The 25,898-nt window shown below is 72.2% G+C and carries 25 protein-coding genes; 14 read left to right on the top strand and 11 right to left on the bottom strand.

Annotated features, from left to right (window positions below; all coding sequences use genetic code 11):
* Positions 1–111 precede the first annotated feature (111 nt).
* From AB0A95_RS27365 to AB0A95_RS27385, 5 genes are read right to left on the bottom strand one after another with little or no spacing between them, the layout of a single operon-like run.
* Positions 112–726: a hypothetical protein gene (locus AB0A95_RS27365; protein ID WP_357558606.1), complete on the bottom strand. Its 615-nt coding sequence runs from the start codon at positions 724–726 to the stop codon at positions 112–114.
* Positions 723–2,105: a hypothetical protein gene (locus AB0A95_RS27370; RefSeq protein ID WP_357558607.1), complete on the bottom strand. Its 1,383-nt coding sequence runs from the start codon at positions 2,103–2,105 to the stop codon at positions 723–725. Before AB0A95_RS27370 ends, AB0A95_RS27365 begins: the two co-directional genes overlap by 4 nt.
* Positions 2,102–2,902, bottom strand: coding sequence for an ABC transporter ATP-binding protein (locus AB0A95_RS27375; RefSeq protein WP_357558635.1), 801 nt, complete (start codon positions 2,900–2,902; stop codon positions 2,102–2,104). Before AB0A95_RS27375 ends, AB0A95_RS27370 begins: the two co-directional genes overlap by 4 nt.
* Before the next feature lie 40 nt (positions 2,903–2,942).
* On the bottom strand, positions 2,943–3,740 hold the full coding sequence (locus tag AB0A95_RS27380; RefSeq protein ID WP_357558608.1) for a hypothetical protein: 798 nt from the start codon (positions 3,738–3,740) through the stop codon (positions 2,943–2,945).
* The gene (locus AB0A95_RS27385) at positions 3,737–4,315 is read right to left on the bottom strand and encodes an RNA polymerase sigma factor (protein ID WP_357558609.1); all 579 of its coding nucleotides are present in this window, start codon (positions 4,313–4,315) and stop codon (positions 3,737–3,739) included. Before AB0A95_RS27385 ends, AB0A95_RS27380 begins: the two co-directional genes overlap by 4 nt.
* Before the next feature lie 317 nt (positions 4,316–4,632).
* On the opposite strand from AB0A95_RS27385, the gene AB0A95_RS27390 reads away from it, so the two are divergent.
* Positions 4,633–5,853, top strand: a complete 1,221-nt coding sequence (locus AB0A95_RS27390) for a multidrug effflux MFS transporter (protein WP_357558636.1) — start codon at positions 4,633–4,635, stop codon at positions 5,851–5,853.
* A 69-nt stretch (positions 5,854–5,922) separates the two neighbouring features.
* Here AB0A95_RS27390 and AB0A95_RS27395 read toward each other — a convergent pair whose 3' ends face one another.
* Positions 5,923–6,597, bottom strand: coding sequence for a hypothetical protein (locus AB0A95_RS27395; RefSeq protein WP_357558610.1), 675 nt, complete (start codon positions 6,595–6,597; stop codon positions 5,923–5,925).
* A 23-nt stretch (positions 6,598–6,620) separates the two neighbouring features.
* Between AB0A95_RS27395 and AB0A95_RS27400 the strand changes: the two genes are divergently transcribed.
* Both AB0A95_RS27400 and AB0A95_RS27405 read left to right on the top strand, forming a co-directional pair.
* Positions 6,621–7,139, top strand: coding sequence for a hotdog domain-containing protein (locus AB0A95_RS27400; RefSeq protein WP_357558611.1), 519 nt, complete (start codon positions 6,621–6,623; stop codon positions 7,137–7,139).
* A gap of 141 nt (positions 7,140–7,280) precedes the next feature.
* Complete coding sequence (locus AB0A95_RS27405; protein ID WP_357558612.1) at positions 7,281–9,281, top strand: acetoacetate--CoA ligase; 2,001 nt, start codon at positions 7,281–7,283, stop codon at positions 9,279–9,281.
* 215 nt (positions 9,282–9,496) lie between these two features.
* Here AB0A95_RS27405 and AB0A95_RS27410 read toward each other — a convergent pair whose 3' ends face one another.
* Positions 9,497–10,186, bottom strand: coding sequence for a TIGR03089 family protein (locus AB0A95_RS27410; RefSeq protein ID WP_357558613.1), 690 nt, complete (start codon positions 10,184–10,186; stop codon positions 9,497–9,499).
* Positions 10,187–10,340: 154 nt separating this feature from the next.
* Here AB0A95_RS27410 and AB0A95_RS27415 point away from each other — a divergent pair, with 154 nt between their 5' ends.
* A complete protein-coding gene (locus AB0A95_RS27415) occupies positions 10,341–11,486 on the top strand; it encodes a glycosyltransferase family 1 protein (protein WP_357558614.1) in 1,146 nt (381 codons plus the stop codon).
* 61 nt (positions 11,487–11,547) lie between these two features.
* Positions 11,548–12,639 carry a sugar phosphate nucleotidyltransferase gene (locus tag AB0A95_RS27420; protein WP_357558615.1) on the top strand — a complete coding sequence of 364 codons (1,092 nt, stop codon included), beginning with the start codon at positions 11,548–11,550 and terminating at the stop codon, positions 12,637–12,639.
* On the opposite strand, the gene AB0A95_RS27425 is transcribed toward AB0A95_RS27420, so the two are convergent.
* Positions 12,608–13,216: an NUDIX domain-containing protein gene (locus AB0A95_RS27425; protein ID WP_357558616.1), complete on the bottom strand. Its 609-nt coding sequence runs from the start codon at positions 13,214–13,216 to the stop codon at positions 12,608–12,610. The genes AB0A95_RS27420 and AB0A95_RS27425 overlap by 32 nt on opposite strands.
* Positions 13,217–13,255: 39 nt before the next feature.
* On the opposite strand from AB0A95_RS27425, the gene AB0A95_RS27430 reads away from it, so the two are divergent.
* Positions 13,256–14,302 carry a hypothetical protein gene (locus AB0A95_RS27430; RefSeq protein WP_357558617.1) on the top strand — a complete coding sequence of 349 codons (1,047 nt, stop codon included), beginning with the start codon at positions 13,256–13,258 and terminating at the stop codon, positions 14,300–14,302.
* A gap of 285 nt (positions 14,303–14,587) precedes the next feature.
* Positions 14,588–15,586 (top strand): winged helix-turn-helix domain-containing protein, encoded by a 999-nt coding sequence (locus AB0A95_RS27435; RefSeq protein ID WP_357558618.1) that lies wholly within the window; start codon positions 14,588–14,590, stop codon positions 15,584–15,586.
* A 206-nt stretch (positions 15,587–15,792) separates the two neighbouring features.
* Here the strand turns inward: AB0A95_RS27435 and AB0A95_RS27440 are convergent, their stop codons facing one another.
* Together AB0A95_RS27440 and cofD are read right to left on the bottom strand one after the other, a co-directional pair.
* On the bottom strand, positions 15,793–16,878 hold the full coding sequence (locus AB0A95_RS27440) for a coenzyme F420-0:L-glutamate ligase (RefSeq protein WP_357558619.1): 1,086 nt from the start codon (positions 16,876–16,878) through the stop codon (positions 15,793–15,795).
* Complete coding sequence (gene cofD, locus AB0A95_RS27445) at positions 16,875–17,876, bottom strand: 2-phospho-L-lactate transferase (protein ID WP_357558620.1); 1,002 nt, start codon at positions 17,874–17,876, stop codon at positions 16,875–16,877. The genes AB0A95_RS27440 and cofD overlap by 4 nt, the downstream gene beginning before the upstream one ends.
* A 98-nt stretch (positions 17,877–17,974) precedes the next feature.
* Here cofD and AB0A95_RS27450 point away from each other — a divergent pair, with 98 nt between their 5' ends.
* From AB0A95_RS27450 to AB0A95_RS27475, 6 genes are all read left to right on the top strand, one after another.
* Positions 17,975–19,021 carry a hypothetical protein gene (locus AB0A95_RS27450; RefSeq protein ID WP_357558621.1) on the top strand — a complete coding sequence of 349 codons (1,047 nt, stop codon included), beginning with the start codon at positions 17,975–17,977 and terminating at the stop codon, positions 19,019–19,021.
* Positions 19,022–19,197: 176 nt separating this feature from the next.
* Complete coding sequence (locus AB0A95_RS27455; RefSeq protein ID WP_357558622.1) at positions 19,198–21,741, top strand: bifunctional FO biosynthesis protein CofGH; 2,544 nt, start codon at positions 19,198–19,200, stop codon at positions 21,739–21,741.
* Positions 21,742–21,906: 165 nt separating this feature from the next.
* The gene (locus tag AB0A95_RS27460) at positions 21,907–22,185 is read left to right on the top strand and encodes a hypothetical protein (RefSeq protein WP_357071649.1); all 279 of its coding nucleotides are present in this window, start codon (positions 21,907–21,909) and stop codon (positions 22,183–22,185) included.
* Positions 22,186–22,236: 51 nt separating this feature from the next.
* Positions 22,237–23,628, top strand: coding sequence for a DUF4331 domain-containing protein (locus tag AB0A95_RS27465; RefSeq protein ID WP_357558623.1), 1,392 nt, complete (start codon positions 22,237–22,239; stop codon positions 23,626–23,628).
* Between the two features lie 15 nt (positions 23,629–23,643).
* Entirely contained in the window at positions 23,644–23,973 is a 330-nt protein-coding gene (locus AB0A95_RS27470; RefSeq protein WP_357558624.1) for a phospholipase, read from the top strand.
* Between the two features lie 459 nt (positions 23,974–24,432).
* The gene (locus tag AB0A95_RS27475) at positions 24,433–24,690 is read left to right on the top strand and encodes a WhiB family transcriptional regulator (protein ID WP_007455784.1); all 258 of its coding nucleotides are present in this window, start codon (positions 24,433–24,435) and stop codon (positions 24,688–24,690) included.
* Between the two features lie 139 nt (positions 24,691–24,829).
* Here the strand turns inward: AB0A95_RS27475 and AB0A95_RS27480 are convergent, their stop codons facing one another.
* Positions 24,830–25,279, bottom strand: a complete 450-nt coding sequence (locus AB0A95_RS27480) for a metallopeptidase family protein (protein ID WP_110562108.1) — start codon at positions 25,277–25,279, stop codon at positions 24,830–24,832.
* 152 nt (positions 25,280–25,431) lie between these two features.
* On the opposite strand from AB0A95_RS27480, the gene AB0A95_RS27485 reads away from it, so the two are divergent.
* Entirely contained in the window at positions 25,432–25,800 is a 369-nt protein-coding gene (locus tag AB0A95_RS27485) for a DUF3499 domain-containing protein (RefSeq protein WP_357558625.1), read from the top strand.
* Positions 25,801–25,898: the final 98 nt, after the last annotated feature.

Below are 25,898 nucleotides of genomic sequence, written 5' to 3' on the forward strand. Positions count from 1 at the left end.
TGACGTTCTTGTCGACGGTCCTCTCGGCAAGGTGAGGCGCGGCAGCGACCGCGGAGTTCGTACGCCCCTCGACGACCAGCGCGGGCACGTCGACGGCACCACCGAGGTCTGCTACCTGTCAGGTCCGGTTTCGCTGGCGGGTCGCAGGGGGCAACCCCGCAGGCTGTACGCGAGCAGGCCGGCCACCGCCAGGGTGGCGGCGCAGACCGTGGCGGCGGTGGTGCCGGCGGGCTGAACCAGCCAGCCGGCGACCTGCATCCGCAGGTCCCTGCTGGGGCCCACGAACGGCATGACCGCGACGAGGGTCCAGGTCAGCGGGGAGATCCACGACAGGGCGGCACCGAACAGGGCGGCACCGAGGGCGGTGAGCCCGAGCAGCCCCGTGATGTTGCGCAACACCAGGGCGAACGGTTCGAAGCGCGCGTCGCTGACCGTGCTGAGGGTGAGCAGGGCGGTGATCGTGGCGACGGCGAGCAGCAGGTGCCCGGCACGTCGTACCGGCCAGTTGGCCGCCGCCGTGCGGTCGAGGGCGTCGTCGGCGCCGCTGAGGGTGGTGCCGGCCGCGACCACCGCCAGCATGATGACGAGGCTGACCGTCCGGGTGTTGATGGTCGTCGCGTCGGTGTAGGCCAGCGACAGGGCCCACGCCACAGCGATCAACGCGGTCGCGGTGGTCAGCGCGAGAGGGACCCGCCGGGAGCGGAGGTAGAGCTGGAGCCACCTCACCGCTGCTCCTCGGGCATGACCGCCGCGAGGCCGTCGCCCTGGCAGGCCAGCGCCGCCTCGCGTGCCGCTCCCATCCGACGCCGTTGCTCGGCCTCCGGGAGACTGACCAGCGCCTGGTACGCGCGCACCAGCCCCTCCATCTCCGTGGGGCCCCAGCCGGGTTGCGGAGCCGGTGGTCGGCCGGTCAGCCAGGCGGCGGCGACGATCCGGGCCCGGTACTCGTCGCCCAGAACCGACTGGTCGGCGCACTCCTGCTGCCAGGCGGCCTCCAGCAGGGACGGCAGGAAGTAGTCGCCGGACATGTCGGCGTGCCCGAGGCGGTCGATCGTGGGGGTGTCGAAGACGACGGTGTCGGTGGAGTGCGGTGCCGGTGCCGCGTTCGGATCCAGCCGTGCCCAGTAGGTGACCTGCTGGGTCTGCACCGCCCGCACCGGTGCGTTGGGCAACTTGGCCGCCATCATGGCGAGGGCTTGGCGTGCCGGGCCGACGACGTCGGGCAGCAGCTCGGCGTGTACCCGCGTCACGCAGACCTGCGGGCCGGCGTTGTCACAGACCAGCTCGATGGCGACCGGGTCGACGACCGCCGCCCCGCGCGTACCGCCGACGGGCAGCAGCGGCACGGCCACCGCGGCGCCGAGCACCGCCGGGAGTACGGCCAGCGCGGTGGCGCGGCGGCGGACCGTGCCCAACAGCAGCAGTCCGGTGGCGGCGAGCGCCACCAGCCACAGCGCCTGGAGCGCGCTCACCCGCGGCATGATCGTCTGGAAGTCGTCGAGTCCGCTGATGACCGGGACGAGCAGCAGCGCCGAGGGTTCGGGGAGGAAGACCGGCGCGTCGGGAGCGGGCTGCGCCATGAGCTCGGGGAGGAGCCCGAGCACGGCGAACCCGGCCACCGCGACGACGGGTGCGGTGATCACCCGGGGCACGGCCCGGCCGGCGGCCATGCCCAGCCAGCCGGCGGCGATGAGTGCCGGAACACCGACGGCGGCGACGACGACGGCGGCGCTCGGGAAGTAGTGCGCCGTCGGCGCCACCCATCCCGCCGCGATGAGGCACAGCAGGGTGTACGCGGCCACCACGGTGATCGCGAGCGCGCTGGCGGTCAGCGTGGTGCGGTGCCACCGGGGGCGGGCGGTGCTGGTGAACAACTCGTCAACCCGGTGACGGGCGTCGCGCCGGCCCAGCAACGCCCCGCCGGCGAGCGCCAGCGGCAGCAGCACCACAAGAATCGACCGTGCGATGACCGCCAGTTGCATCCACCGGCCGGCGAAGAACGTGGTGGAGGTCAGCAGCAACGGCACGCCGGTAACCAGTAACAGCAGTGCGACGCCCAGGGCAGCCGACCGGCGTAGCTCGATGCGGAGGATGCGCGCGATCATGCCGGCACCTGCTCACGGTGGGAGCGCAGCAGCGCCGAGTAGCCGCGTTCGGTGGCGCTGTCGCCCGCGTCGCCGGCGCCGCCCTGCTGGGCCAACTGCCCCGTGGTGCCCTGCCACACGAGGCGACCCTCGTGGACGAGCACCACGTCGGTGCAGGCCACCGCGACGTCCTCGACCAGGTGGGTGGAGACGAGCACGCAGCTGTCCAGACCGATCTCGCGCAACAGCTCGCGGAAGTCGAGGCGCTGCTCCGGGTCCAGGCCGACAGTCGGCTCGTCGAGCAGCAGCACCTCCGGGTCGTTGACGATCGCCTGGGCGATGCCGGCACGGCGCAGCATCCCGCCGGAGAGCGTCTTCATCCGGGAGTCGGCGCGATCGGCGAGGCCGACCCGTTCGACAGCCCGTTGCACAGCCCCCGGGATGACCGTCTTCGGCATCTCCTTGAGCCAGGCCATGTATTCGACGAACTCCCGGACCGTGAAGCGCGGGTAGAAGCCGAAGTGCTGCGGCAGGTAGCCCAGGCCACGGCGTACCCGACGGAGGTCCGCTTTGGCGGTGATGTCCTCGCCGAGCAGGCGCAGCCGGCCGTCGGCGGGTTTCACCACTGTGGCGAGTGCGCGCATCAACGTCGTCTTGCCGGCGCCGTTGGGGCCGAGCAACCCGTGCACGCCGGTGCCCAACGCCAGGTCCAGCCCGTTGACCGCCAGGTGCCTGCCGGCGCGGACCTGCAACTTCTCGGTGTGTACCGCCCACGGATGGGTGGACGGCGTGGTCTCCGCCACGCTGACCATACGCATCATTACTTCTCCTTCGGTTCGTGGTTCGTGTTGTCATCCGTCACGAGGTGCGGGAAAGTCCTCCGAACGGACGCCGTCGGGCCCGGACGAGCAGCACGGCCACCAGCGCCACGGTGCTCGCGGCCCACCAGGGCGAGCTGCTGTCCGCGAGGACGGCCGGGAGTCGCCCGCCGGCCAGACTCGGCGCCACGACACCCGCGGACCAGATGAGGGCCAGTACGGCGGCGGCGCGGTCCACCCCCACCAGCCCGCCCAGCGCCAGGGCGCCGGCGGTGAAGCCGAGCGCTGGCAGCAGCCAGAGACCCGGGGAGTGCCCGGTGCCCCAGCCCGCCACGGCCAGCACCGGGATGACCGACACCAGGACCGCCAACGTGCGGCGCAGCAGCAGCGCCAACCCGGCACGCGGCATGGTGGCCGTCAGCTCCCAGGCCGGGTCGAGTCGCCGGCTCCAGAGCGCGGCCACCGGCAGCAGCGGCGCCATCGGCGCGACGAGCAGCACCAGCGACGGCAGGTTGTCGAAGGTCGTCTCGAAGAGCACCGCGGCCAGCATCATGCCGGCGGCGGTGGCCAGCCACGGCAGGATCCGGGCGGCGACCCCGGTCCGCCGCAGTCGCCGCCGACGCACCGGAGCGGGGCCGGTGGCGATTCCGGTGGCGACGACGTCGGCCACCCGGTCCAGCAGGTCGCGGGTGGCGGTGTCGGCGGTGTCGGCCAGGACCGCCCGGCAGGCGGCGCAGGACTCCAGATGCGCCTCGACCGCCCAGATGGTCGTGTCGTCGACGCCGTGCCCGCCCGAGGCGTACGCGGAGATCAGAGTGGGGGTGGGATGAGTGGTCATGACAGCGCCTCCCGCAGCGCGATTCGGGCCCGCCGCGCGCGGGTCTTCACTGTTCCTTCCGGCATGCCGAGCAGCAGTGAGGTCTCCCGCACTGTCAGTCCGTCGAGGACCATCGCGCGCAGCACCTGACGCAACTCCGCCGGCAGGGCCTGTAGGGCCCGCTCCAGGTTGGCGTCCAACCCGGCGGCCAGCGCCTCTTCCTCGGCCGCCGGAGCCACTGTCTCGTAGGTCTGCACCGACGGGATCCGTTCTCTTCGGGCCCGGTGGCGGAACGCGTCGATCAGCCGGTGGGCGGCGATCGTCCACAACCAGCCCACCGCGCTGCCGGAGCCTGCGGACTGCGCCTGGCTGCCGGCCGACCGCCACACCGCCAGGTACGTCTCCTGCAACACCTCGGCCACCACGTCCTCGTCGGCGCAGCGCCGCCGCAGCCGCGCGGTCAACCACGGCGCGGTACGCCGGTACAGGGCGTCGAAGGCACGCCTGTCGCCGCGGCCGACGCGGCGGAGCAACTCGGCCTCGTCGAGGCCGTCCAGACTTCGTCTCACGACAGGCAAGACGACGCGGACCTCCATCCCGGTTCTGCCGCGACTGTGACCCCGGTCACTACACGACCCGCGTCCGGGGCGGACCAACCCGGCGTGACTCCCCCCACAGCGGGAACGTCGTACGGCTTCCGGACGTTGGCGAGCGACGGGATCACCACCGGGTGAGCGACTCGTCCGGCCACCCCGGACATCGTGCCCCGCACCTGTGGACGCGCTGAACGACGTGACGACGCACAGGCTTCCGCAGAGAGATCGAGATGATGACGCAGTTGGTGGACAAGACCGGAGCCGGCACCCGCGCGGACAACCCGGGTACGACCGAGGACATGCTGCCCGGTGACCTGATGACCAACCGTCAGCGGGCGCAACTCGTCCTCGTGCTGGGCGCGTTGATCGCCATCGGGCCGTTGACCATCGACATGTACCTGCCCGCGCTGCCCGCCATCACGGCAGGGTTGCAGACCACCGAGACGGCTGTGCAGTTGACACTGACCGGCACGCTCGTCGGCCTCGCGTTGGGTCAGTTGCTGGTCGGGCCGCTCTCCGACGTGGTCGGCCGGCGTCTGCCGCTGCTGGCCGGGCTGGCCGCGCACATCGTGGCATCCGTGCTGTGCGTCTTCGCACCCACCATCGCCGTGCTCGGCGCGCTGCGCGTCCTACAGGGGCTGGGCGTCGCGGCCGCCACGGTCGTCGCGACCGCCGTCGTCCGCGACCTGTTCAGCGGTGCCTCCTTCGCCCGGATCTTCTCCCGGCTGATGCTCGTCATGGGCCTGGCGCCCATCCTCGCGCCGACCCTGGGCAGCGGCCTGCTGAGCTGGACCGACTGGCGGGGTGTCTTCGCGGCGCTGGCGGTGCTCGGCGCGTTGCTGATCGTCGTGGCCGCGCTCCGGCTCCCGGAGACCCTCCCGGTGACGCGTCGTCGACACGGGGGAGTCGCTGCCACCCTGCGCGACTACCGGGGGCTGCTCAACGACCGGGCGTTCGTCGGTCTGGTGCTTGTCGCCGGGCTGGCGATGGCGGCCCTGTTCGCGTACGTCTCCGGGTCGTCGTTCGTGCTCCAGCGGGAGTACGGCCTCGACGAGCAGCAGTTCGGCCTGGCCTTCGGTGCCGGGGCCGTCGGGCTGATCGGGGCCACCCAGTTCAACGTCCGGTTGCTGCGCCGCTACAGCCCGCAGCGGATCCTGGTCAGCGCCCTGCTCGCCGGCACTGCGGCGGGGCTGCTGCTCGTCCTGTTCGCGGCGACCGGCTTCGGTGGCCTGGGCACCCTGCTCGCGGCACTGTGGCTGGTGCTGGCCGCGGCGGGCCTGGCCCTGCCCAACGCGCCGGCGCTGGCCATGAGCCGACACAGCGAGGCCGCGGGCACCGCCGCGGCGCTGCTCGGCGCGGTGCAGTTCGGTGTCGGCGCGCTCTCGGCACCCCTGGCGGGCCTGTTCGGCACCGGGAGCGTACCGATGGCTGTCGTCATCGCCGGTGGCATGGCCGCCGCGCTGACGGTCATGCTCCTCGTCGTGCCCCGCGCCGGCCTCGCCGCTGTCGACCCCGACCTGGCGGTCGCCCTGCACTAGAGACGAGCGGGCGGCCGGTCGCCCTGTACTAGACGAGCGGGCGGGCCGGTTGCCCGGCCCGCCCGGCGATCAGCGGATCTCCGTGGTGTTGTCCTCCGGGCGCGGTTGGCCGCGCGGCGGGGCGGACCAGGGTGACTCGCCACCCACCCGGCGCGGCAACGGCTCGGTCGGCGTCGAGTCGGCCGGGTAACCCAGAGTGAGCGGCGCGGTGTCGCGTTCCGCGGGCGCGGGGGACGGCCAGTCGGTCAACGTGAAGTCGTCGTTGCGGGGAGCGGTCTCCGGCGCGGGGACCGGCGTCACGGCCGACTCGGTGGCCGGGCGCGGCCACTGCCGCCACCGCTGCACGCTGAAGGTGGCCATCAGCAACAGCAGGCCGATCAGGAAGAGGGTGCCGTTCTCCACGGGCAGCCGCAACGGCAACGGATCGCCGGCCACCTTCCACCCGTGCGGGATCGCGTCCCGGACGGTGAAGGGCGCCACGAACATCCCGACGTACGGGGTGACCAGCAGCAACCCGGCCACCAGCGGACCGAGCGGCGAGAAGCGCAGCGTGCCGAGCAGGCCCAGCAGGACGCCGCCGACACCGAGGTACACGGCTGGCTCGATCAGGTTGGCGGTGTTGAACGTGCCGGTCTCCACCCAGCGGTCGACCGTCCGGCTCGACCCGTCCTGCCCCAGTGTGACGAGCACCCAGGTGATGGGCGCCACCACCAACCCGGCGAGGAAGCTCCAGAGATGTCGCATCCGCGCACCGTACCGTTTTCGACATGACTGAGCACCTCTCCGCCGCACCGATCGGCAAGCCGACGTCGTACTCGCGCGTCACGCTGAGCAAGATCATGACTGCCGTGGACGTGAACCTCTACGGCACGGTGCACGGCGGGGTTCTGATGAAGTTCGTCGACGACGTGGCGGGGGCCGCGGCCGCCCGGCACAGCGGCGGGACGGCAGTGACCGCGGCGATCGACGAGATCGTCTTCTCCGAGGCGGTCCGGGTCGGCGACCTGGTGCACGCGCACGCGCAGGTGAACTGGACCGGCCAGACCTCGATGGAGGTGGGCGTGCGGGTGGTCGCCGAACGCTGGGACTCGGCCGAGGACGCGCCGGTCCGGGTGGCTACCGCGTACCTGGTCTTCGTCGGTGTGGACGTCGGCGGGGCCCCGCGGGTGGTCCGTCCGGTGCTGCCGGAGACGGCGGAGGACGAGCGCCGGTACCGGGAGGCCGAGATCCGTCGCGCGCACCGCCTCGCCCGCCGTCGCGCCATCCAGGCCCACCGCGCCGGCTGACCCACACGAGGTACCGGGCTGGAGTGTGGGGCGGGCACGCATCGGTTGCCGTACCCGGTGCGCAGAATGGCGCTTCGAGGTAGGGCAAGATGGCGCCACGGCCACGCACAGTGTCGTGCCGGGCCGGGGGAGGGTGGAACAGTGGGTGACGTGCTGTGGACGCCGCCGGCGGACGTACGCGAGCGGTCCCGGATCGGCGGCTACCTGCGCTGGCTGCGGGAGCACCGCGGGCTGGACTTCGCCGACTACGACGCGCTGTGGCGCTGGTCGGTCACCGACCTGGACGGGTTCTGGCGCTCGATCTGGGACCACTTCGAGGTGGTCGCGCACACCCCGCCGACCGCCACCCTCGCCGAGCGGGGGATGCCCGGGGCGCGCTGGTTCCCCGGAGCCACGCTCAACTACGCGCAGAACGTGCTGCGGATGCCGGGGCACGCCGACGACGACCCCGTGGTGCTCGCGCACGGGCAGACCCGCGCGCCGGTCACGCTGACCGCGGGGGAGCTGCGCGAGCAGGTCCGCCGGGTGTCGGCCGGGCTGCGTCGGCTCGGCGTCACCGCAGGTGACCGGGTGGCGGCGTACGCCCCGAACATCGCCGAGACGTACGTCCTGCTGCTGGCCACTGCCAGCCTGGGGGCGATCTTCTCGTCCTGCGCGCCGGAGTTCGGCACCCGCAGTGTCACCGACCGCTGGCAGCAGATCGAGCCGACAGTCCTGGTCGCCGTCGACGGCTACCGGTACGGCGACAAGGCGGTGGACCGGCGCGCCGAGGTCGCCGCGATCCGGGCCGCCCTGCCGTCGCTGCGGCACACCGTCACCATCGGCTACCTCGACCCGACCGGCCCGGCGCCCGATGGCGCGCTGGGCTGGGCCGAGTTGGCCGCGCCCACCGACGAGCCGTTGACGTTCACGCCGGTGCCGTTCGACCACCCGCTGTACGTGCTCTACTCCTCGGGCACCACCGGGTTGCCCAAGCCGATCGTGCACGGCCACGGGGGCATCCTGCTGGAGCACCTGAAGATGCTCGCCCTGCACCACGACCTGGGCCCGGCCGACCGGTTCTTCTGGTTCACCACCACCGGCTGGATGATGTGGAACTTCCTGGTCTCCGGTCCGGCCGTGGGCGCGACAATAGTGCTCTTCGACGGCAACCCGGCGGTTCGGGCGGAGCCCGGCCGGCCGGCCGAGCCCGACCTGGGTGAGCTGTGGCGGCTGGCGGCCGAGACCGGCACCACGTACTTCGGCACCTCCGCGCCGTTCCTGCTGGCCTGCCGCAAGGCTGGCCTGGTGCCCCGCGAGATCGCCGACCTGTCCGCGTTGCGCGGCGTCGGTTCCACCGGCGCGCCGCTGCCCGCCGAGGGCTTTCACTGGGTGTACGACACCGTCGGCGACCAGGTGCAGCTCCAGTCGCTGTCCGGCGGCACCGACGTGTGCACCGGGTTCGTCGGCGGGGTGCCGCTCCTGCCGGTGTACGCGGGTGAGATCGCCTGCCGCGCGTTGGGCGCGAAGGTGGAGGCCCGCTCCGCCGACGGCACGCCGGTCATCGGCGAGCTGGGCGAGCTGGTGATCACCGAGCCGATGCCGAGCATGCCGGTGGGCTTCTGGAACGACCCGGACGGCTCCCGCTACTTCGAGGCGTACTTCGACGTCTACCCGGGCGTCTGGCGGCACGGCGACTGGATCACCATCAACGAGCGGGGCGGCTGCGTGATCACCGGCCGCTCCGACGCCACCCTCAACCGCGGCGGGGTGCGGCTGGGCACCGCCGAGTTCTACTCGGTCGTCGAGGGGCTGGAGGAGGTGCTCGACTCGGTCGTCGTCCACCTGGAGGACGACGAGGGCGGCGCCGGCGAGCTGCTGCTCTTCGTGGTGCTGGCGGACGGCCTGGAACTGGACGACCCGATGCGCGCCAAGATCAGCCGTGAACTGCGCACCGCTCTGTCCCCCCGGCACGTGCCCGACGAGATCCACCGGGTACGCGCGGTGCCCCGCACCCTCTCGGCGAAGAAGCTGGAGGTCCCGGTCAAGAAGATCCTGACGGGCACCCCGGTCGACGAGGCAGCGGCCAAGGGCGCTCTGGCCAACCCCGAGTCCCTGACCGCCTTCGCGGCCCTGGCGAAGTCCCGAACCCCCACCCCCTAACACCCCGCCCTCCCGCCAACCCCGCCGCCCGCCCTCCCACCCTCCCACCCTCCGGCCCGTCCGCCCCGCCCCGCCCGTCCGCCCCGCCCCGTCGATCAAGGAGTTGTGGTGCCTCGCAAAAGGGGCATAGGCGCAGCAGTTGCCCACCACAACTCCATGATCGACGGGGCGGGCGGGGCGGGGCGGGGCGGGCAGCGGGCGGGGTGGGGTGGGGGTTACTGGAGGGTTTGGGTGATCTTTTCGCTGGCTTGGCGGTTGGTTAGGCGGGTCGGGTCGAGGTTGGCGTTGAGGACCACTGTCGCGGCTTGGGTCAGGGGGGCCAGCAGCCAGTCGACCGGGTCGGGGTAGCGGCCGGCGTCGATGAGAACGCGCGCGCCAGGCTCGATGCCCAACTCGGTGGCGCGGGCCTCGGCGCGGGCCAGCAGGTGCGCGTCGGTGGGGCCCGGACCGGGCTGCGGGTGGAAGTGGTCGCCGTGCCGGCGTACCTCGAGCACGTAGTCGGCGAACCCGGGCGGCACCTGCCGGAGCGGGACGGCGAGCGGGGCCAACCCGAGGGCGTAACGTTCGTCGGCCGGCCAGGACTGGGCCTCGTCCAGCCGGTCGACGGCGGCGAAGAGCACGTCCACGTCAGCCGGTGTGTCGACGACGCTCAGCTTGGCCGACCAGCAGCCCAGCAACACCGCCGCGGTCTGCCAGTGCGGCGGCAGCAGCACACCGGCCGGCGTGCCGGGTGCGAGGCCGACCTCGTCGACGAGCAGGTTGGCGGTCTTCGCCACCCAGTTCGCCAGGGTGGCGCCGGAGAGTTCGGTGCGGTCACCGCTGGCGTCGTCGTACCAGGTGAGCAGCGGTCGGGTCGGGTCGGTCGCGATCGCGTCGGCGAACACCCGGGCAATGTTGTCGGCCATCGGCGCGAACGATACGCCAGTGCGGGCCGTACTGAATGTCGATGACAACTCGGCGTACCGTCGGGTCGCAGTCAGCGTCGGCCCCGCGTCCCGGCGTAGGCTTGACCCCCGGAGTGTTGTTCCCCACAGACCCGCCAGTGCAAGGAGTCGCCCCGTGACCGCCGGTCGCCCGCCCCGCGTGCTCATCGACGCCACGAGTGTCCCCACCGACCGTGGTGGTGTCGGTCGATATGTCGATGGTCTGCTCGGTGCCCTCGGCAAGGTGTGCGGGTCGGGGGTGGATCTGGCGGTGGTCAGCCTCCGCACCGACCTGGAGCGTTACACCCGGATGCTGCCCGGCGCGGAGATCATCCCGGCGCCGGCCGCCGTGGCGCACCGCCCGGCCCGGCTCGCGTGGGAGCAGACCGGCCTGCCGCTGCTCGCCCAGCAGGTGGGCGCCGACGTGCTGCACTCGCCCTTCTACACCTGCCCGCTGCGGGCCGGGTGCCCGGTCACGGTCACAGTGCACGACGCGACGTTCTTCACCGAGCCGGAGCACTACGACAAGTCCCGCCGCACGTTCTTCCGCAGCGCCATCAAGACCTCGCTGCGCCGCGCCGACCGCGTGATCGTGCCCAGCAAGGCCACCCGGGACGAGCTGATCCGGCTGCTCGACGCCGATCCGACGCGGATCGACGTGGCCTACCACGGTGTCGACCAGGCCGCCTTCCACGCCCCCACCGAGGAGGAGAAGGCCCGGGTCCGTGCCCGGCTGGGGCTGGGCAACAGCAGCTACGTCGCGTTCCTCGGGGCCAAGGAGCCGCGGAAGAACGTACCCAACCTGATCCGCGGTTGGGCCCGTGCGGTGGCCGACCGCGTCGACCCGCCGGCCCTGGTGATCGCCGGTGGCCAGGGGCACGACGACGACATCGACCGGGCGGTGGCCGAGGTCCCGTCGCACCTGCGCCTGCTGCGCCCCGGCTACCTGCGCTACGCCGACCTGCCCGGTTTCCTCGGCGGCGCGCTCGTCGCCGCCTATCCGTCCTACGGCGAGGGGTTCGGGCTGCCGATCCTGGAGGCCATGGCGTGCGCCGCCCCGGTGCTGACCACGCCCCGGCTCTCGCTGCCCGAGGTGGGCGGCGACGCGGTCGCGTACACCTCGGAGGACGCGGAGCAGATCGGCATCGACCTGGCCGCGCTGCTCGACGACGAGCAGCGGCGGTTGTCGCTGGCGAAGGCCGGTTTCGACAGGGCCAAGGAGTTCACCTGGGAGTCCAGCGCCGAGGTGCACATCACCGCCTGGAGTCGCGCCCGTTCGTGACCCCGGGCCCCTGGTGGTGACCCGTGCCACTGCCAGCAGGTGCGTCGGGCATGATGTGCGGATGCTTTATGCGGTCATTCCGGCAGGTGGCAGCGGCACGAGGTTGTGGCCGTTGTCCCGCGCCGGCCATCCCAAGTTCCTCCACCCGCTGACCGGCACCAGCTCCTCCCTCCTCCAGGCGACCGTGGAGCGGCTCGCGCCGCTGACCACACCGGATCGGACCCTTGTGGTCACCGGTGCGGCGCACGTCGCGGCGGTGGCTCGGCAGCTGACCGGTCTGCCCGAGGAGAACATCCTGGTCGAGCCGTCCCCACGGGATTCCTGCGCGGCGATCGCGCTGGCCGCCGCGGTGATCGCGGTACGCGACCCGGACGCGGTGATGGGCAGCTTCGCGGCCGACCACCTGATCGGCGACCCGGGGAGCTGGGTTCGTACCGTCCAGGAGGCGGTCCGGGGGGCCGAGCAGGGGAAGCTGATGACGGTCGGGATCACCCCGACCCGTGCGGAGACCGGCTACGGCTACCTGGAGACCGGTGCGGAGACCGGCGACGCCCCGTGGCGGTCGGTGACCGAGTTCAAGGAGAAGCCCGACGCCGAGGTGGCCGAGGCGTACGTCCGTTCGGGCCGGTACCTGTGGAACGCGAGCATGTTCGTGTGGCGGGTGGACGTCTTCCTCGCCGAGCTGGCCCGCCAGCAGCCGGCGTTGCACGCTGGCGTCACCGCGATCGCCGCCGCCTGGGGCACCCCGGAGCAGGACGAGGTGCTCGGCGCGATCTGGCCGACGCTGCCGAAGATCTCCGTCGACTACGCGGTGATGGAGGGCGCGGCCACCGCGGGTCGGGTCGCGACGGTGCCTGGTGACTTCGGCTGGAACGACGTCGGCGACTTCCACACCCTCGGTGAGGTGCTGCCGGCCGACGAGGCGGGCAACGTGGTGCTCGGCACCGACGCCAAGCCCGGTGTGCTCCTGCGGGACAGCGCCAACCTGGTGGTGGTGCCGCAGTCCGGTCGGCTGGTGGCCGTCCTCGGGCTGCGTGACCTGATCGTGGTGGACACCCCGGACGCGGTGCTGGTCTGCCCACGCGACCGGGCCCAGGGCGTCAAGGCCCTGGTCGACGAGCTCAAGGCGCGAGGCGAAGAGGGCTACGTCTGAGGGCTGCGAGGGCCGGTGCGACAAGGTGTGCGGTCCCGCCGGCCAGCGGCTCGGGCAGCTGATCCGGTGGGAACCAGCCCAACTCCTCGGCCTCGTCGCTGACCTGCTCCACCGCACCGGGCGGCGCCACCACGGCGAACCGGACGTCGTGGTGACGCGAGCCGCCCTGACAGAGCACCTCGTGCACGTCGACATCGATCGGCACCGGGTCGATGCGCAGGTCGGCGATCCCGGACTCCTCGGTGGCCTCGCGAAGCGCGGCGGCCACCAGGGTCTGGTCGACCGGCTCGCAGTGCCCGCCGAGCTGCACCCAACGCCCGAACTTGATGTGCAGACAGAGCAACACCCGTGTGCCGGTGGCGTCCAGCACCAGCGTGCTCGCGGTGATGTGCCCGGGGCGGTGTTGCCGGCTCATCGCGATCGGCCCGGCGTCGAGCAACGCGAGGGTCCGGTCCCTCGCCGCGGCCGCCGCCGGGCTGGTGGGCCGCCAGCCTTCGAGGAGTGCGACGGCGTCGGAGTGCAGCGGCGCGTACGTCTCGGGGTCGGTCGGGTGGGCGGTGAGCGAGGTGTCGGGCACCCTGTCACTGTACGAGCGTGCGCTCCGTACGCTGGCGCGGTGACCCTGCGACTCGTCGAATTCGTGGTGGCCGGCAACGAGGCCAGTGATCTGCTGCCGGTGCGGTCGGCGGCGCTGCTGCGCGCGTACGGTGCGCGGCGGGGCTTCTGGACGGTGCTGGACGAGGGGCCGGTGGAGCGGTGCCTGGTGTTGCTGCTGGAACGCGACGACGGCGAGTGGACGGCCGAGCACGTGCGGGCGGACGCGGGCGTGGAGAACGGGCGGACCGAGGATGGTGAGGCGCTCGCCCACCACGACGGTTGGGTGTACGTCTTCGGCTCCCACTTCGGCTCGAAGGCTGGCCCGTTGCGCCCCCGGCGGGCCTTCGTGGCCCGCTTCCGGGAGGACGACGCGGCGGCCAGCCCGGTGCCGGTGCACGTGGTGCGCAACTCGTTCCGGCTGCACCGGGCGGTGAACGACGCTCTCGCCGGCTCGCCGCTGACCCTGTTGCCGCCGGGGAAACGGGTGCGGGCGCGGTTCATCGTCGAGACGGTGGCGAGGGGGACCGCCCGGGAGAAGCGCTGGGTGAGCCGGCTGGCCCCGGACGACCTGCCGGTGAACGTGGAGGCTGCGGCCTTCACCCCGGACGCGACGGTGCTGCTCGGGCTGCGGTTCCCGGTCACCGAGGCCGGCGAGCCGATCCTGGTGGAGGTGGCTGGTGTGCCGGACATGTTCACGGCGGAGCCGGCGTGGCCGCGGGCGTTGCGGGTGTACGCGTTGACCGGGGTCACCCCCGCGGGCAAGCTGACCGGGTTTCGTGCGATCACCCCGACGTCGGACGGCGGGTACGCGGCAGTGATCGGCTCGATCGACGCGCTGGGCAAGGGATCCGTGCTGCTCGACGACCATCCGGGCGGCGGTGACGTCACGTCTCGGCAGGTCCGCTTCCGGCTGCCGCGCGGCGGGTCGGACGACGCGTGCCGGCTGGTCGGGGAGACGGTGGCGGATCTGGCGCCGTTTCACCACGTGGAGGGGCTGGCCGAGTTGGACGGGCGACCGTTCTACGTCACGGACGAGGATCACCGGGTCGCGCTCTGGGCCGGTTGAGTCGGATGGGTGACGCTGGGGCGGGATGACCGGACGGCACCTCTGCGGAGCAAGGGCCGCAGACCCTCGTGGTGCCGCCCGATCACCGGGGCCTCCCCAGGCCCGGTGCCCTCGGGCCGGCACGTCGAGGACGCGCCGGCGCGGTGTTCGGGCACTGGAAGCATGTCGAAACGCTTCGGTGGCGTCGAGGTTTTTCAGTCCAGGCTTAAAGATGGAGATTAGTGCCGGCCGGGTAGAGTCGAACGGTCACCCGGCATCCCCCTGCTGGCGACACTGGAGCGCTCCATGCTGAAGATCCACTTTTCCGGGGAGGACATTCTCCGGACTCGGGTGGCGCCGGCGGCGGACCCGGTCTGGGAGCTGGTCCTCAGCCTGCACGCGTTGCAGGGCCGCAACCGCGACCCGTTGACGGCACACTGGCGGCGCACCGTGTCCCAGGGGCTGCGTCAGGACGTCGCCTCCGAGCAGCTCCGGTTGCTCTTCGCGCTGAGCCCGCCGCGCGGCTACTTTCCCGACTTCCTCACCCCGTACGCCAGTGTCGACGGCTTCGAGGCCGGGCTGGACGCGCTCCGCAGCACCCCCACCGGGATGCTCCGGCGAGACCTGAGCGTGCTCGCCGCCGAGAACCACCTGCCACCCTCGGCCGCCGCGCTGGCCCGGGGTGAGGTGGCGGTGCTGCACCACCTCGCGGACTCGATGGTGCAATATCGATCATTGGCGATCAACCCCTACTGGAGCCGGATTCAGGCGGCAGTCGCGGCGGACCGGGCGCGTCGGGCCAGGGCGCTGCTCGACGGCGGCGTCGAGAGCCTGCTCACCAGCCTCCGACCGGCCATGCGCTGGGACGGCGGGGTGCTCGAAATCCGCAACTACCCGCACAGCCGGGAGCTGCACCTCGACGGCCGGGGGCTGCTGCTGGTGCCGTCGTTCTTCTGTGCGGACACACCTGTCGCCCTGCTCGACCCGGCCCTGCCGCCGGTGCTGGTCTACCGGGTGGATCGCCTCGGCGGGCTGCTGTCGGTCGACGACACCGGAGCGAGCCGCTCCGCCGCTGCCCGTGAGTCGCTCGCCGCGCTGCTCGGCCGCACCAGGGCTGCGGTGTTGGAGGCCAGCGACGAGGGCTGCACCACCGGTGAGGTCGCCCGCCAGCTCAACATCTCACCGGCGGCGGCGAGCCAACATGCCACGGTGCTGCGCAACGCCGGCCTGCTGGTCAGCCACCGGGACCGCAACAGCGTGCTGCACACGCTGACTCCGCTCGGCCGGGCCATGCTGGACGCCTGACCCGTCGCCGGGCGAGTGCCGGGCCGGTCGGGCGAGTGCCGGGCCGGTCGGGCGGGTGCGCCGGCCGTCCCTCCGGGGCGTGCGCCGCGCTCGCCGGGCCGGGTGACCCGGCCGTCCCTCCGGGGCGTGCGCCGCGCTCGCCGGGCCGGGTGACCCGGCTGTCTCTCCGAGCGCCGTACCCGCCGGCCGAGGGACCCGGCTGGCTCTCAGAGCGCGAGCGCGGCGCTCGCCGGGCTGCCGGGCGGCGGCGGCAACAGGGTCGAGCCGACGCCCTGGGCGGCCAGGGCGACGCGCAGTCGGTGCAGGTCGGCACCGAAGCGCACCAGGCCGATCGGCTCGACGGGGGTCGGGGCCGAGCCGAGCAGCAGGGTGGCCCCCTCCGGCCAGCCGGGCATCTCGGCGACCAGTCCGGCGCGTACCTCGGCCTCGTCGACAAGGGTGAAGACCGTGCCGGGGGCGACCACCTCGGCGACCGCGTCGATCGCCCGTCGCACCGCGGTCAGGTCGGCCGGCGTGGGGCCGGGACCGTCGGCCAGGGTGGCGGCGTCGACCAGCCCGGCGGCGCGGGCTTCGGCGGTACCGAGGGCGAAGAGATCCTGTGCGGCGTCGCGGATCAGCGCCCGCGCGCCGCCGGCGTCGTCCGGGGTGGTGGCGGTGAGGTAGCCGCGCACGACCGCGACGGGGACCTGATCGCACTTGCCCTTGATCAGCTCGCCGGCACCGGCCAGCTCGTCCACCACGGCCATCTGGGTCAACTGAAGCTCGTTGCCGTACGGGTCGACCTCGCCCCGGTGGTCGCGGATGGCGGGCATCCCGGCCACGCCCAGCGCCACGTCGGTGAGCCCGTTGCGCCAGGGTCGGCCCATGGTGTCACTGACGATCACGGCCACGTCCAGGTCGTAGCGCTCCCGTAACGCGTCGCGAAGCGCCAGTGCCGATGCGTCCGGGTCGACCGGCAGCAGCACCAGTTGGGTCTTGTCAACGTTCGACGCGTCGATCCCCGCGGACGCCATCACGAAACCGTGATGGGTCTGCACGATCCGGGTGGGCCCCCGACTGGCGACCACCCGGGCGGTCTCGCCGGCCAGGACCTCGTCCCGTGCGGCCAGCCGCTCGGGCCCGTCCGCCGGGACGTCGACCAGCCGCCCCTCCGACTTCGAGACGATCTTGCTGGTGACCACGAGCACGTCGCCGTTGCGCAGCCACGGCGCAGCGGTCGCGATCATCGCGGCCAGGTCGTCACCCTCGGTCACGTGGCCGATGCCGAGCACCGGCAGGATCTCCAGCCTCACGTCAACTCCACCGCGGCGCGGACCATGGCCGCCGTCGCCGCCTCGTCGGTCATCCGCAGCGGCACCGCGCGGACCGTCACCCCGGGCACCACAGTGTCAGCGTCCTCCTCGGCGACCAGCCAGCCATCGAGCAGGCCGCCCTCCGACCGGCCCCCGTAGAGGCGGCCCACCCCGGCGGCGCTGCACTCGACACCCAGCACGTCGAGACAGCGGTCGGCCATCCCCCGCACCGGAGCACCGCCGATGATCGGCGAGACACCCACCACCGGCGCCGGACCGTCCGCCACCGCCTCCCGCAGCCCCGGTACGGCCAGCACCGGCGCGACGCTCACCACCGGATTGCTGGGGGCGACAAGCACCAGGTCGGCGGAGCCGATCGCGTCCAGCACACCGGGTGCCGGCTTCGCCGTCTCCGCACCGACGAAGACGAAGCGGTGGGTGCGGATGTCGGCCCGGTAGCGCACCCACCACTCCTGGAAGTGGATCGCCCGCTGGCCCTGCTCGTCCTCGACAGTGCTGGCGCTGTTCGCGGGTGCGGGGCTCGCAAGCTCACTCCTCCCGCTCACGACAGCGTGGGTTTCCAGGCGGTCGTCGGTGGCCGGCAGCAGACGCACACCCGGCTCCCAGCGGGTGGACAGCGCCTCGGTGACAGCGCTCAACGGGTAACCGCCGTTGAGCATGGTGCTTCGTACCAGGTGGGTGGCGATGTCCTTGTCGCCGAGGCCGAACCAGTCCGGCTGTGCCCCGTACGCGGCCAACTCGCCCTTGACCGTCCAACTCTCGCCGACCCGGCCCCAGCCCCGCTCCGGGTCCGCGCCACCGCCGAGCGTGTACATGACGCTGTCCAGGTCGGGGCAGATCTTCAACCCGTGCAGCCACAGGTCGTCGCCGACGTTGACAACGGCGGTGACGTCCGCGCCGACCTCGCGGGCGTACGCCCGGACGCCGAGCAGGAACCGGGCGCCGCCGATGCCGCCGGCCAGAACCACGATGTGCATGTCGACCATCCTCGCGCACGTGACGCCTCCGATCCGCCGGTGGCCCACGAGACTAGGCTCACGTGCGCCCTGTCCGTTCCGGCCCCGAGGGGGAACTCGTGACCAGCCCCGCCGAGCCCGCGTCCTCCGACGCGACGCAGGCCCGTCAGCTGACCAAGCCACTACGCGAACTCGCCGCGCTCGCGTTGCTCGGCGCCAATGCCGTGTTCCTCTTCGTGGGTCTGCTCCGGTTGATCGCCCCGAACGGCTCCTTCACCGAACGTGCGGGCGGTGCCTTCGGCACGTTCGTCGGGCTGGAGGCGGTGGGCCTCCCGCTGCTGGCCGTACTGCTGGCCACGCACATCTCGCCGGTGGTGCCGAAGGCCAAGCTGATCACGCAGGTGGCCCTCGGTGAGTACGCGGCCAGCGCGGTGATCGGCACGCTGACCATGCTGATCTCGACGGTGGGCCGCCTGGCCGATGCCAGGGTGCTCGACGCGCTCCTCGGTGTGCTCGATCAGATCGCCTGGATGGTGATCTTCGCGGTCGCCGCCTGGGTGGTCTACACCATCTGGCGTGCCCGCTACTACGTGCCGCGGCCCAAGCCCCAGCCGGGCGTCTACGGCCAGCCGCAGGCAGGTTGGCCGCAGCAGCAGGGTGGTTGGCCGGCCCCGGGGCAGCCTGGTGGCCAGCCGCAGGGCGGGTGGCCGGCTCCCGGCCAGTACGCCCAGCCGTCCCCGCCGTTCCAGGCCCCACAGTCGGCCCCGTCCCACCCGCAGTCCGCGCCGCCGTTCCCACAGTCGGCCCCGCCGCACCAGCAGTCAGCGCCGCCGTTCCAGGCCCCGCAGTCCGCGCCGCCGCACCAGCAGTCCGCGCCGCCGTTCCCGCTGTCGGCCCCGCCGTCGCCCGCCGCGCCGCCGTTCGGGCAGCCGCCGTCGGCGGACCCGACCCAGGCCATCCCGCGCCCGTCGGCCGAACCAACCCAGGCCATCCCACGCCCCTCGGCGGACCCGACCGAGGCGATTCCGCGTCCGTCGGCGGACCCGACCGAGGCGATTCCGCGTCCGTCGGCCGATCCGACCCAGGCGATTCCCCGGCCCGCCAACCCGGACGACGACCGCACCCAGCACATCACGCCCGGCGAGCAGCCCGACCAGCCCCGCTGAGTCGGCCTCCGGGCTGACTTCATGATCAGGTGATGAAAAGTAGGCCGAAAAGCGGTCCTACCACCTACTTTTCATCACCTGATCATCGCGCCCACGGGGAAAATCGAGGTGGGCCCTTTTGCGCGGGGCGGGCACTGGTCGGTCGAGCGGGCTCGCGCTGCGCATAGGCTGAGCGGATGGTTGATCGCACCCAATCCGGTCCGAGCGACGCTAGCGTGCGGCGGGCCCTGGGCCGGGCCGCGACCGGGCGGGCGCTGGACGTCGACGAGGCGACCGCGCTGCTGTCCGCCCGTGGTGACGCCCTCGACGAACTGCTCCGGGTGGCCGGTGGGATTCGTGACGCCGGGCTACGCGAAGTCGGGCGGCCGGGCGTGGTCACGTACTCGAAGAAGGTCTTCATCCCGCTGACCCGGCTCTGCCGGGACCGCTGCCACTACTGCACGTTCGCCACAGTGCCACACCGGCTGCCGGCGCCGTTCCTGGACCGCGACGAGGTGCTCGCCATCGCGCGGGCCGGCGCCGCCCAGGGTTGCAAGGAGGCCCTCTTCACGCTCGGTGACCGGCCGGAGGAGCGCTGGCCGGCGGCGCGGAGCTGGTTGGACGAGCGTGGCTACGACTCCACACTGGACTACCTGCGGGCCTGTGCGGTGGCCGTGCTTGAGGAGACCGGGCTGCTGCCGCACCTCAACCCCGGCGTGCTGTCCTGGTCGGAGCTGCAACGGCTCAAGCCGGTAGCGCCGAGCATGGGCATGATGTTGGAGACGACCGCGACCCGGCTCTGGTCGGAGCCGGGCGGCCCACACTACGGTTCGCCGGACAAGGAGCCGGCGGTCCGGCTGCGGGTCCTGGAGGACGCGGGCCGGGTCGGGGTGCCGTTCACCACCGGCATCCTGATCGGCATCGGCGAGACGCCGGCCGAGCGGGCGGACGCGCTCTTCGCGATCCGTCGCGTCCAACGGGAGTACGGCCACCTCCAGGAGGTGATCGTGCAGAACTTCCGGGCCAAACCCGACACGGCGATGCGTGGCATGCCCGACGCGGAGCTGCACGACCTGGCCGCCACTGTGGCGGTGGCCCGGCTGCTGCTCGGCCCGAAGGCCCGCATCCAGGCCCCGCCGAACCTCATCGCCGGCGAGTACGACCTGCTGCTGCGGGCCGGCATCGACGACTGGGGCGGCGTCTCGCCGCTCACCCCGGACCACGTCAACCCGGAACGCCCGTGGCCGCAGATCGAGGAGTTGGCGCGGCACACCGAGTTGGCCGGGTTCACGCTGCGGGAGCGGCTGACGATCTACCCCGAGTACGTGCGCGCGGGTGACCCGTGGCTCGACCCGCGCTTGCTGCCGCACGTCGACGCGCTCGCCGATCCGAGCACCGGCATGGCTGTCGAGTCGGCGCTGCCGCAGGGGCGACCCTGGCAGGAGCCGGAGGAGGTGTTCGGTGGGCGGGTCGACCTGCACGCCACCATCGACACCACCGGCCGCACCGACGACCGGCGGGGTGACTTCGACAGCGTCTACGGCGACTGGTCCGAGGTCGCCGGCAAGGTCGCCCCCGAGGCGGTCGCGCGTCGAGCGGGCGTACCCCCGGTGGCGGCCGGCAGTGGTGCGGACCGTGACCTGGCGGCCGGGCTGCGGCTGGCCGCCGACGACCCGGCGGCGCTGCTCGACCCCCGGCACGGCGACGCCGCGTTGGCGCTGTTCGGCGCGGACGGGCCGGCGCTCGACGCGTTGTGCCGGCTCGCCGACGACGTGCGCCGGGACACGGTCGGCGACGACGTCACCTACGTGGTCAACCGCAACATCAACTTCAGCAACGTCTGTTACGTGGGCTGTCGGTTCTGCGCGTTCGCGCAGCGTGAGCGGGACGCCGACGCGTACCGGCTCTCCGTCGACCAGGTCGCCGACCGGGCCGAGCAGGCGTGGGCGGCCGGTGCCAGCGAGGTGTGCCTCCAGGGCGGCATCGACCCGAAGATGCCGGTCACCGGGTACGCCGACATCGTGCGCGCGATCAAGGCCCGGATGCCGGAGATGCACGTGCACGCGTTCTCGCCCATGGAGATCGTCACCGCCGCCGCGAAGGCCGGGGTGCCGGTGCGGGACTGGTTGCTCCAGCTGCGCGAGGCCGGGCTGGACACCATCCCCGGCACCGCCGCCGAGATCCTCGACGACGACGTGCGCTGGGTGCTGACCAAGGGCAAACTCCCGGCCGCCGCCTGGGTCGACGTGGTCAGCACTGCCCACGAGCTGGGCATCCGGTCCAGCTCCACGATGATGTACGGCCACGTCGACCACCCCGGGCAGTGGCTGGCGCACTTCCGGGTGCTGGCCGGTGTGCAGGACCGCACCGGCGGGTTCACCGAGTTCGTGGCGCTGCCGTTCGTGCACACCAACGCGCCGATCTATCTGGCCGGCATCGCCCGACCCGGGCCGACCTGGCGGGAGAACCGGGTGGTGCACGCCATGTCCCGGCTGCTGCTGCACGGCCGGATCGACAACATCCAGTGCTCCTGGGTGAAGCTCGGCGACGAGGGCACCGTGGCGATGCTCCAGGGTGGGTGCAATGACCTGGGCGGCACGCTGATGGAGGAGACCATCTCCCGGATGGCCGGTTCCGACAACGGTTCCGCGCGTACCGAGGAGCAGTTGCGGGCCATCGCGAAGGCCGCCGGTCGTCCGGCGCGCAAGCGCTCGACTGCGTACGGTCACGTTCGACACTGACGTCGAACCTTTCCCCGCCGCCGGCCGTACCACGCGGTGCCGGCGGCGGTCGCGGCGAGGATCGCCGCCGGTGTCCCCTTCAGGGGCCCGGCGGCGTCGTTGGACGGTGCCGGACCCGTCCGTCCCCTGCGGGCGCGTACCGCGCCGCCGCCGGAAAGGTTGCCCATGACCAGTGATCAGCGGAAGCGGCAGTGGCCGCGACTGACCCGCCGGCAGACGTTGACCGCCGCGGCCAGCGCCACTCTCGGCGCCGCCGCGCTCACAGTGCCGGGCCTGTCAGCCGCGCAGAACGCCCCCGGCGCGGCCGGACGAGCCGACGAACCGATAGTCGTGCACCTGCGTGACGCCGAATCCGGGACGATGGACGTCTTCGTCGGCGAGGCGCGGATCGAGGTACGCGACCGCGGCCTGGCGGACCGGCTGCGGCGCGCCGCCCGGCGCTGACCCGACATCCCGCACTGCCATCCTGTCCCCGCCCAGTGAGGTTGGTCCGCCATGTCTTCCCACCGTGAGGCCCCGGAGATAGCCAAGGATCCGGTCGCCGACAGCTCCGACCTGTACGCGTTCGTCAGCCCCGACAAGCCCGACACCGTGACGTTGATCGCCAACTACGTGCCGTTGCAACTGCCCTCCGGGGGGCCGAACTTCTTCGAGTTCGGTGACGACGTGCGCTACGAGATCCATATCGACAACGACGGCGACGGTCGTCCGGATGTCACCTACCGGTTCGAATTCACCACCGAGATCACCAACCCGAACAGCTTTCTCTACAACACCGGGACGATCGAGTCGCTGGACAGCAAGAACTGGAACCGGCGGCAGTTCTACAGCCTGACCCGGGTCGCCGACGGTCGGGAGCACCGGTTGGCGCACAAGCTGCAGTGCCCGCCGTGCAACGTCGGTCCGCTGTCCACCCCGAAGTACGCAGACCTCGTCCGGCAGGCGACCTACTCGCTCTCCACCGGGGAGAAGGTCTTCGCCGGGCAGCGGGCGGACGGATTCTTCGTCGACCTGGGGGCGATCTTCGACCTCGGCACGTTGCGGCCGTTCCAGCAGCTGCACGTCGCCGGCAAGAAGATCTTCAAGGCCGAGGGGGAGCCGGTCAACGCCACCGACCGGATGAACGTGCACAGCATCGCCGTGCAGGTGCCACTGAAGCAGGTGCGCCGACGCGCCAACCGGTACGGCGCCGCCGACCCGGCGTCGGTGCTCGGGGTGTGGACGTCGGCGTCGCGCCGGCAGGTGCGGGTGCTCGGCGACCGGGGCGACACGGACACCGCGACCGGCCCGTTCACGCAGGTCTCCCGGCTGGGCAATCCGCTGTTCAACGAGGTCATCGTGCCGATGTCCAAGAAGGACCTGTGGAACTCGCTGCCGCCGTCGGAGGACAAGCGGTTCGCGCGGTTCGTCGAGCAACCCGAGTTGGCGGCGCTGCTGCCGGCGCTCTACCCGGACGTCTTCCCGAATCTGGACAAGCTCACCAAGGCCAAGAAGGTCCGCGCGGATCTGGTGGCGATCCTGCTCACCGGCATACCGGCCGGGCTGATCGACGGCTTCACCAACACCGCCGGCGACGTGCAGGCCGACATGCTGCGGCTGAACACGGCCATCCCGCCGACGGCCAAGCCGGACCGGTTCGGGGTGCTCGGTGGCGACCTGGCCGGGTTCCCGAACGGGCGGCGGGTCGGCGACGACGTGGTCAGCATCGCGTTGCGGGCGATCGCCGGGGTGACGGTGCCGCTTGTCGACAAGACGTTCCGTCCGGACGCGGCGGCCGCCGCGGTCACCCCTGGCCTGAGCGCCGCCGACGTGACAGCGCCGTTCCTCGGGAACTTCCCCTACCTGGGTACGCCGTACGACGGGTTCAACAACCCGCCGGCGGCTTGAGTGGGGGCGCAGCGGATGCACGAGCACGCGTACGGGCCGTCGGAGACGGGCAGCGTCGTCCTCGATCTGGGCGGTGACACCGGTGCCCTGATCGTCTACACGGGCCGGGATCTGCATGGCCGGGAGATCGAGATCAGCCGGGACGATGATCGGCGGGTGCACTCCGCGGTGCGGGAGCGCCGGGTGCGGGACGGCTCGTTCCACAGTGCGGTCTACCCGGATCTGCCCGGCGGGATTTATACCGTCTGGTGGGACGCGAGCACACCTGCCGGCACAGTTTCTGTCCATGGTGGAGGGATAGCGGAGTTCGTGTGGCCCAGCAGCGGTTTTGGGGTCGCCGGCTGACCCTTCCACACCGCTTTTCGCCTCGCGCCCCGTCCACATTGTGGACGGGGCGCACGCGCTGTGCCCGGCTTGACGGGCAGTCTGCGCCGCGCCGCGTTAACCTGTCCCCCACCAAGATCAGCTTTGGGGGTGCGGGTGTCTGGCGCGGCCCTGGCGACGACCTTCCGGGGGAGCGCCACGGCAGAAAAGTCGGGCAACTCGCCGGAGAGGGCGTTACTCGGCCGGGGTCTGAATCGATAGGGCAGGTTGCGAGGCTGGACGGCCCCAGTGGCCGTCCGGGGGTGTCGGGAGGGCGACTCCATTATCAAGTTTGGCTTGACGGCGCACGCATTACACGCGTGTAATTTGAATGGGGTTGTTCGCACGGAACGCAACAAAACGGGACCGGACGGACAAGCACGCCTTTCGCGTGGGGGGTTGCAGCGGCGATGACGCCGGTGCGCGACAAGGAGGCATTTGATGGACGGCCAGCTTGAGGTGGCCGACCTGCTCGGAAACGCGCCGGAGTGGCAGGAGCGGGCGTTGTGCTCGCAGACCGACCCCGAAGCGTTCTTCCCCGAGAAGGGCGGCTCAACCCGCGAGGCGAAGCGGATCTGCTCGCGGTGCGAGGTCAAGACCGAATGCCTCGAATACGCTCTCGGTCACGACGAGCGGTTCGGCATCTGGGGTGGGCTCTCCGAGCGGGAACGGCGCAAGTTGAAGCGGCGGGCCGCCTGAGCGGTGTGAGGTCGCTGGCGGTGGGGGCCGCCAGACTCACCCGGCACAGGCTGCCCGACCAGGGCTCGTTCGGCCCGACATGTCGGGGGCTGAGGGTTTGGTGTGGGCTGCCGGTTCGGTTCGAGCTGCCGCGGGCTGCTCAGGCCAGCTCGTCGGGGTCGACGCCGAGCAGGTTCGCCACCTGTTCGATGATCACGTCATGCACGAGGTCGGCGAGGTCCTCACGGTCCATCGCCCGGAACTCCAGAGGCCGTCGGTACAACACGATCCGTGGCGGCACCTCCTGGCGGCCCGGACGGCCGGGCAGCAGTCGGGCCAGCGGGACCTCGCCGTCCTCCAGCACATCGGAGTCGTAGACGTTCAGGTCCGGTGGCACGTCCTCGACCGCGAACTCGACCCCGGCCAACTCCTTGGCGAACCGACGCTCCAGCGTCTCCACGGTGTCCAGGACCAGGTCGTCGAAGACCTCGGCCTTGGTCCGCGCCAGCGGCACGGTGGCCGGCACCAGCCGCCCGCGCAGGCCGCGACCGTGCCGGTCACGGTGCACGCGCCGGCCAGGGCCGGGGCGGCGGTGTTCCGGGCTCGTCATGAGGCAAAGGGTAGCGCCCGCGCCGGGCTGGTCAGCGGCACCGCCGCTCCCGTGGCGCGGCGTGCCCAGGGCGGCGAACTGTGATCACCACTACGGGCGTGTCGCAACGCGAACCGATGCGCCGGACCCGGTAATGGAGATACCCTGCGCCCGTGAGGTCACCACGGCGCTGCTCCCGTAACGGCTGCCCCCGGCAAGCGGTCGCCACATTGACCTATGTCTACAACGAGTCGACAGCGGTGGTGGGGCCGCTGGCGGCGTTCGCCGAGCCGCACACGTACGACCTGTGTGAGCCGCACGCCCGCAGCCTGACAGCGCCCCGCGGCTGGGACGTGGTCCGGCACGAGGGGGAGTTCGAGCCGCCGCCGCCCACCACCGATGACCTGGTCGCGCTCGCCGAGGCGGTCCGCGAGGCCGCCCGCCCGGCCCCCCGCCCCCCGGAGCCCGACCAGAACCACCACGAGAACCCCCACCAGACCGGCCGCCGAGGCCACCTCCGCGTGATCCCCCCCAACCACTAACCCACCCGGCCCCCTCCCGCGCGGTCCCCCTCATGATCAACGCGCGGTGCGGGTGGTTTGGTGGCCCCGGTGCTCTTCTCGCGTTGTCGGTTTGTCAT

It is taken from the genome of Micromonospora sp. NPDC049230 (assembly GCF_040647875.1).
GTDB lineage: Bacteria > Actinomycetota > Actinomycetes > Mycobacteriales > Micromonosporaceae > Micromonospora.

Coding starts and splice junctions, on each gene's coding strand:
- AB0A95_RS27460 (WP_357071649.1), top strand. CDS start 21,907: ATGACCAGTGATCAGCGGAAGCGGCAGTGGCCGCGACTGACCCGCCGG.
- AB0A95_RS27475 (WP_007455784.1), top strand. CDS start 24,433: ATGGACGGCCAGCTTGAGGTGGCCGACCTGCTCGGAAACGCGCCGGAG.
- AB0A95_RS27470 (WP_357558624.1), top strand. CDS start 23,644: ATGCACGAGCACGCGTACGGGCCGTCGGAGACGGGCAGCGTCGTCCTC.
- AB0A95_RS27395 (WP_357558610.1), bottom strand. CDS start 6,597: ATGCGACATCTCTGGAGCTTCCTCGCCGGGTTGGTGGTGGCGCCCATC.
- AB0A95_RS27400 (WP_357558611.1), top strand. CDS start 6,621: ATGACTGAGCACCTCTCCGCCGCACCGATCGGCAAGCCGACGTCGTAC.
- AB0A95_RS27455 (WP_357558622.1), top strand. CDS start 19,198: ATGGTTGATCGCACCCAATCCGGTCCGAGCGACGCTAGCGTGCGGCGG.
- AB0A95_RS27420 (WP_357558615.1), top strand. CDS start 11,548: ATGCTTTATGCGGTCATTCCGGCAGGTGGCAGCGGCACGAGGTTGTGG.
- AB0A95_RS27435 (WP_357558618.1), top strand. CDS start 14,588: ATGCTGAAGATCCACTTTTCCGGGGAGGACATTCTCCGGACTCGGGTG.
- AB0A95_RS27380 (WP_357558608.1), bottom strand. CDS start 3,740: ATGACCACTCATCCCACCCCCACTCTGATCTCCGCGTACGCCTCGGGC.
- AB0A95_RS27410 (WP_357558613.1), bottom strand. CDS start 10,186: ATGGCCGACAACATTGCCCGGGTGTTCGCCGACGCGATCGCGACCGAC.
- AB0A95_RS27465 (WP_357558623.1), top strand. CDS start 22,237: ATGTCTTCCCACCGTGAGGCCCCGGAGATAGCCAAGGATCCGGTCGCC.
- cofD (WP_357558620.1), bottom strand. CDS start 17,876: ATGCACATCGTGGTTCTGGCCGGCGGCATCGGCGGCGCCCGGTTCCTG.
- AB0A95_RS27390 (WP_357558636.1), top strand. CDS start 4,633: ATGACCAACCGTCAGCGGGCGCAACTCGTCCTCGTGCTGGGCGCGTTG.
- AB0A95_RS27375 (WP_357558635.1), bottom strand. CDS start 2,902: ATGCGTATGGTCAGCGTGGCGGAGACCACGCCGTCCACCCATCCGTGG.
- AB0A95_RS27480 (WP_110562108.1), bottom strand. CDS start 25,279: ATGACGAGCCCGGAACACCGCCGCCCCGGCCCTGGCCGGCGCGTGCAC.
- AB0A95_RS27385 (WP_357558609.1), bottom strand. CDS start 4,315: ATGGAGGTCCGCGTCGTCTTGCCTGTCGTGAGACGAAGTCTGGACGGC.
- AB0A95_RS27370 (WP_357558607.1), bottom strand. CDS start 2,105: ATGATCGCGCGCATCCTCCGCATCGAGCTACGCCGGTCGGCTGCCCTG.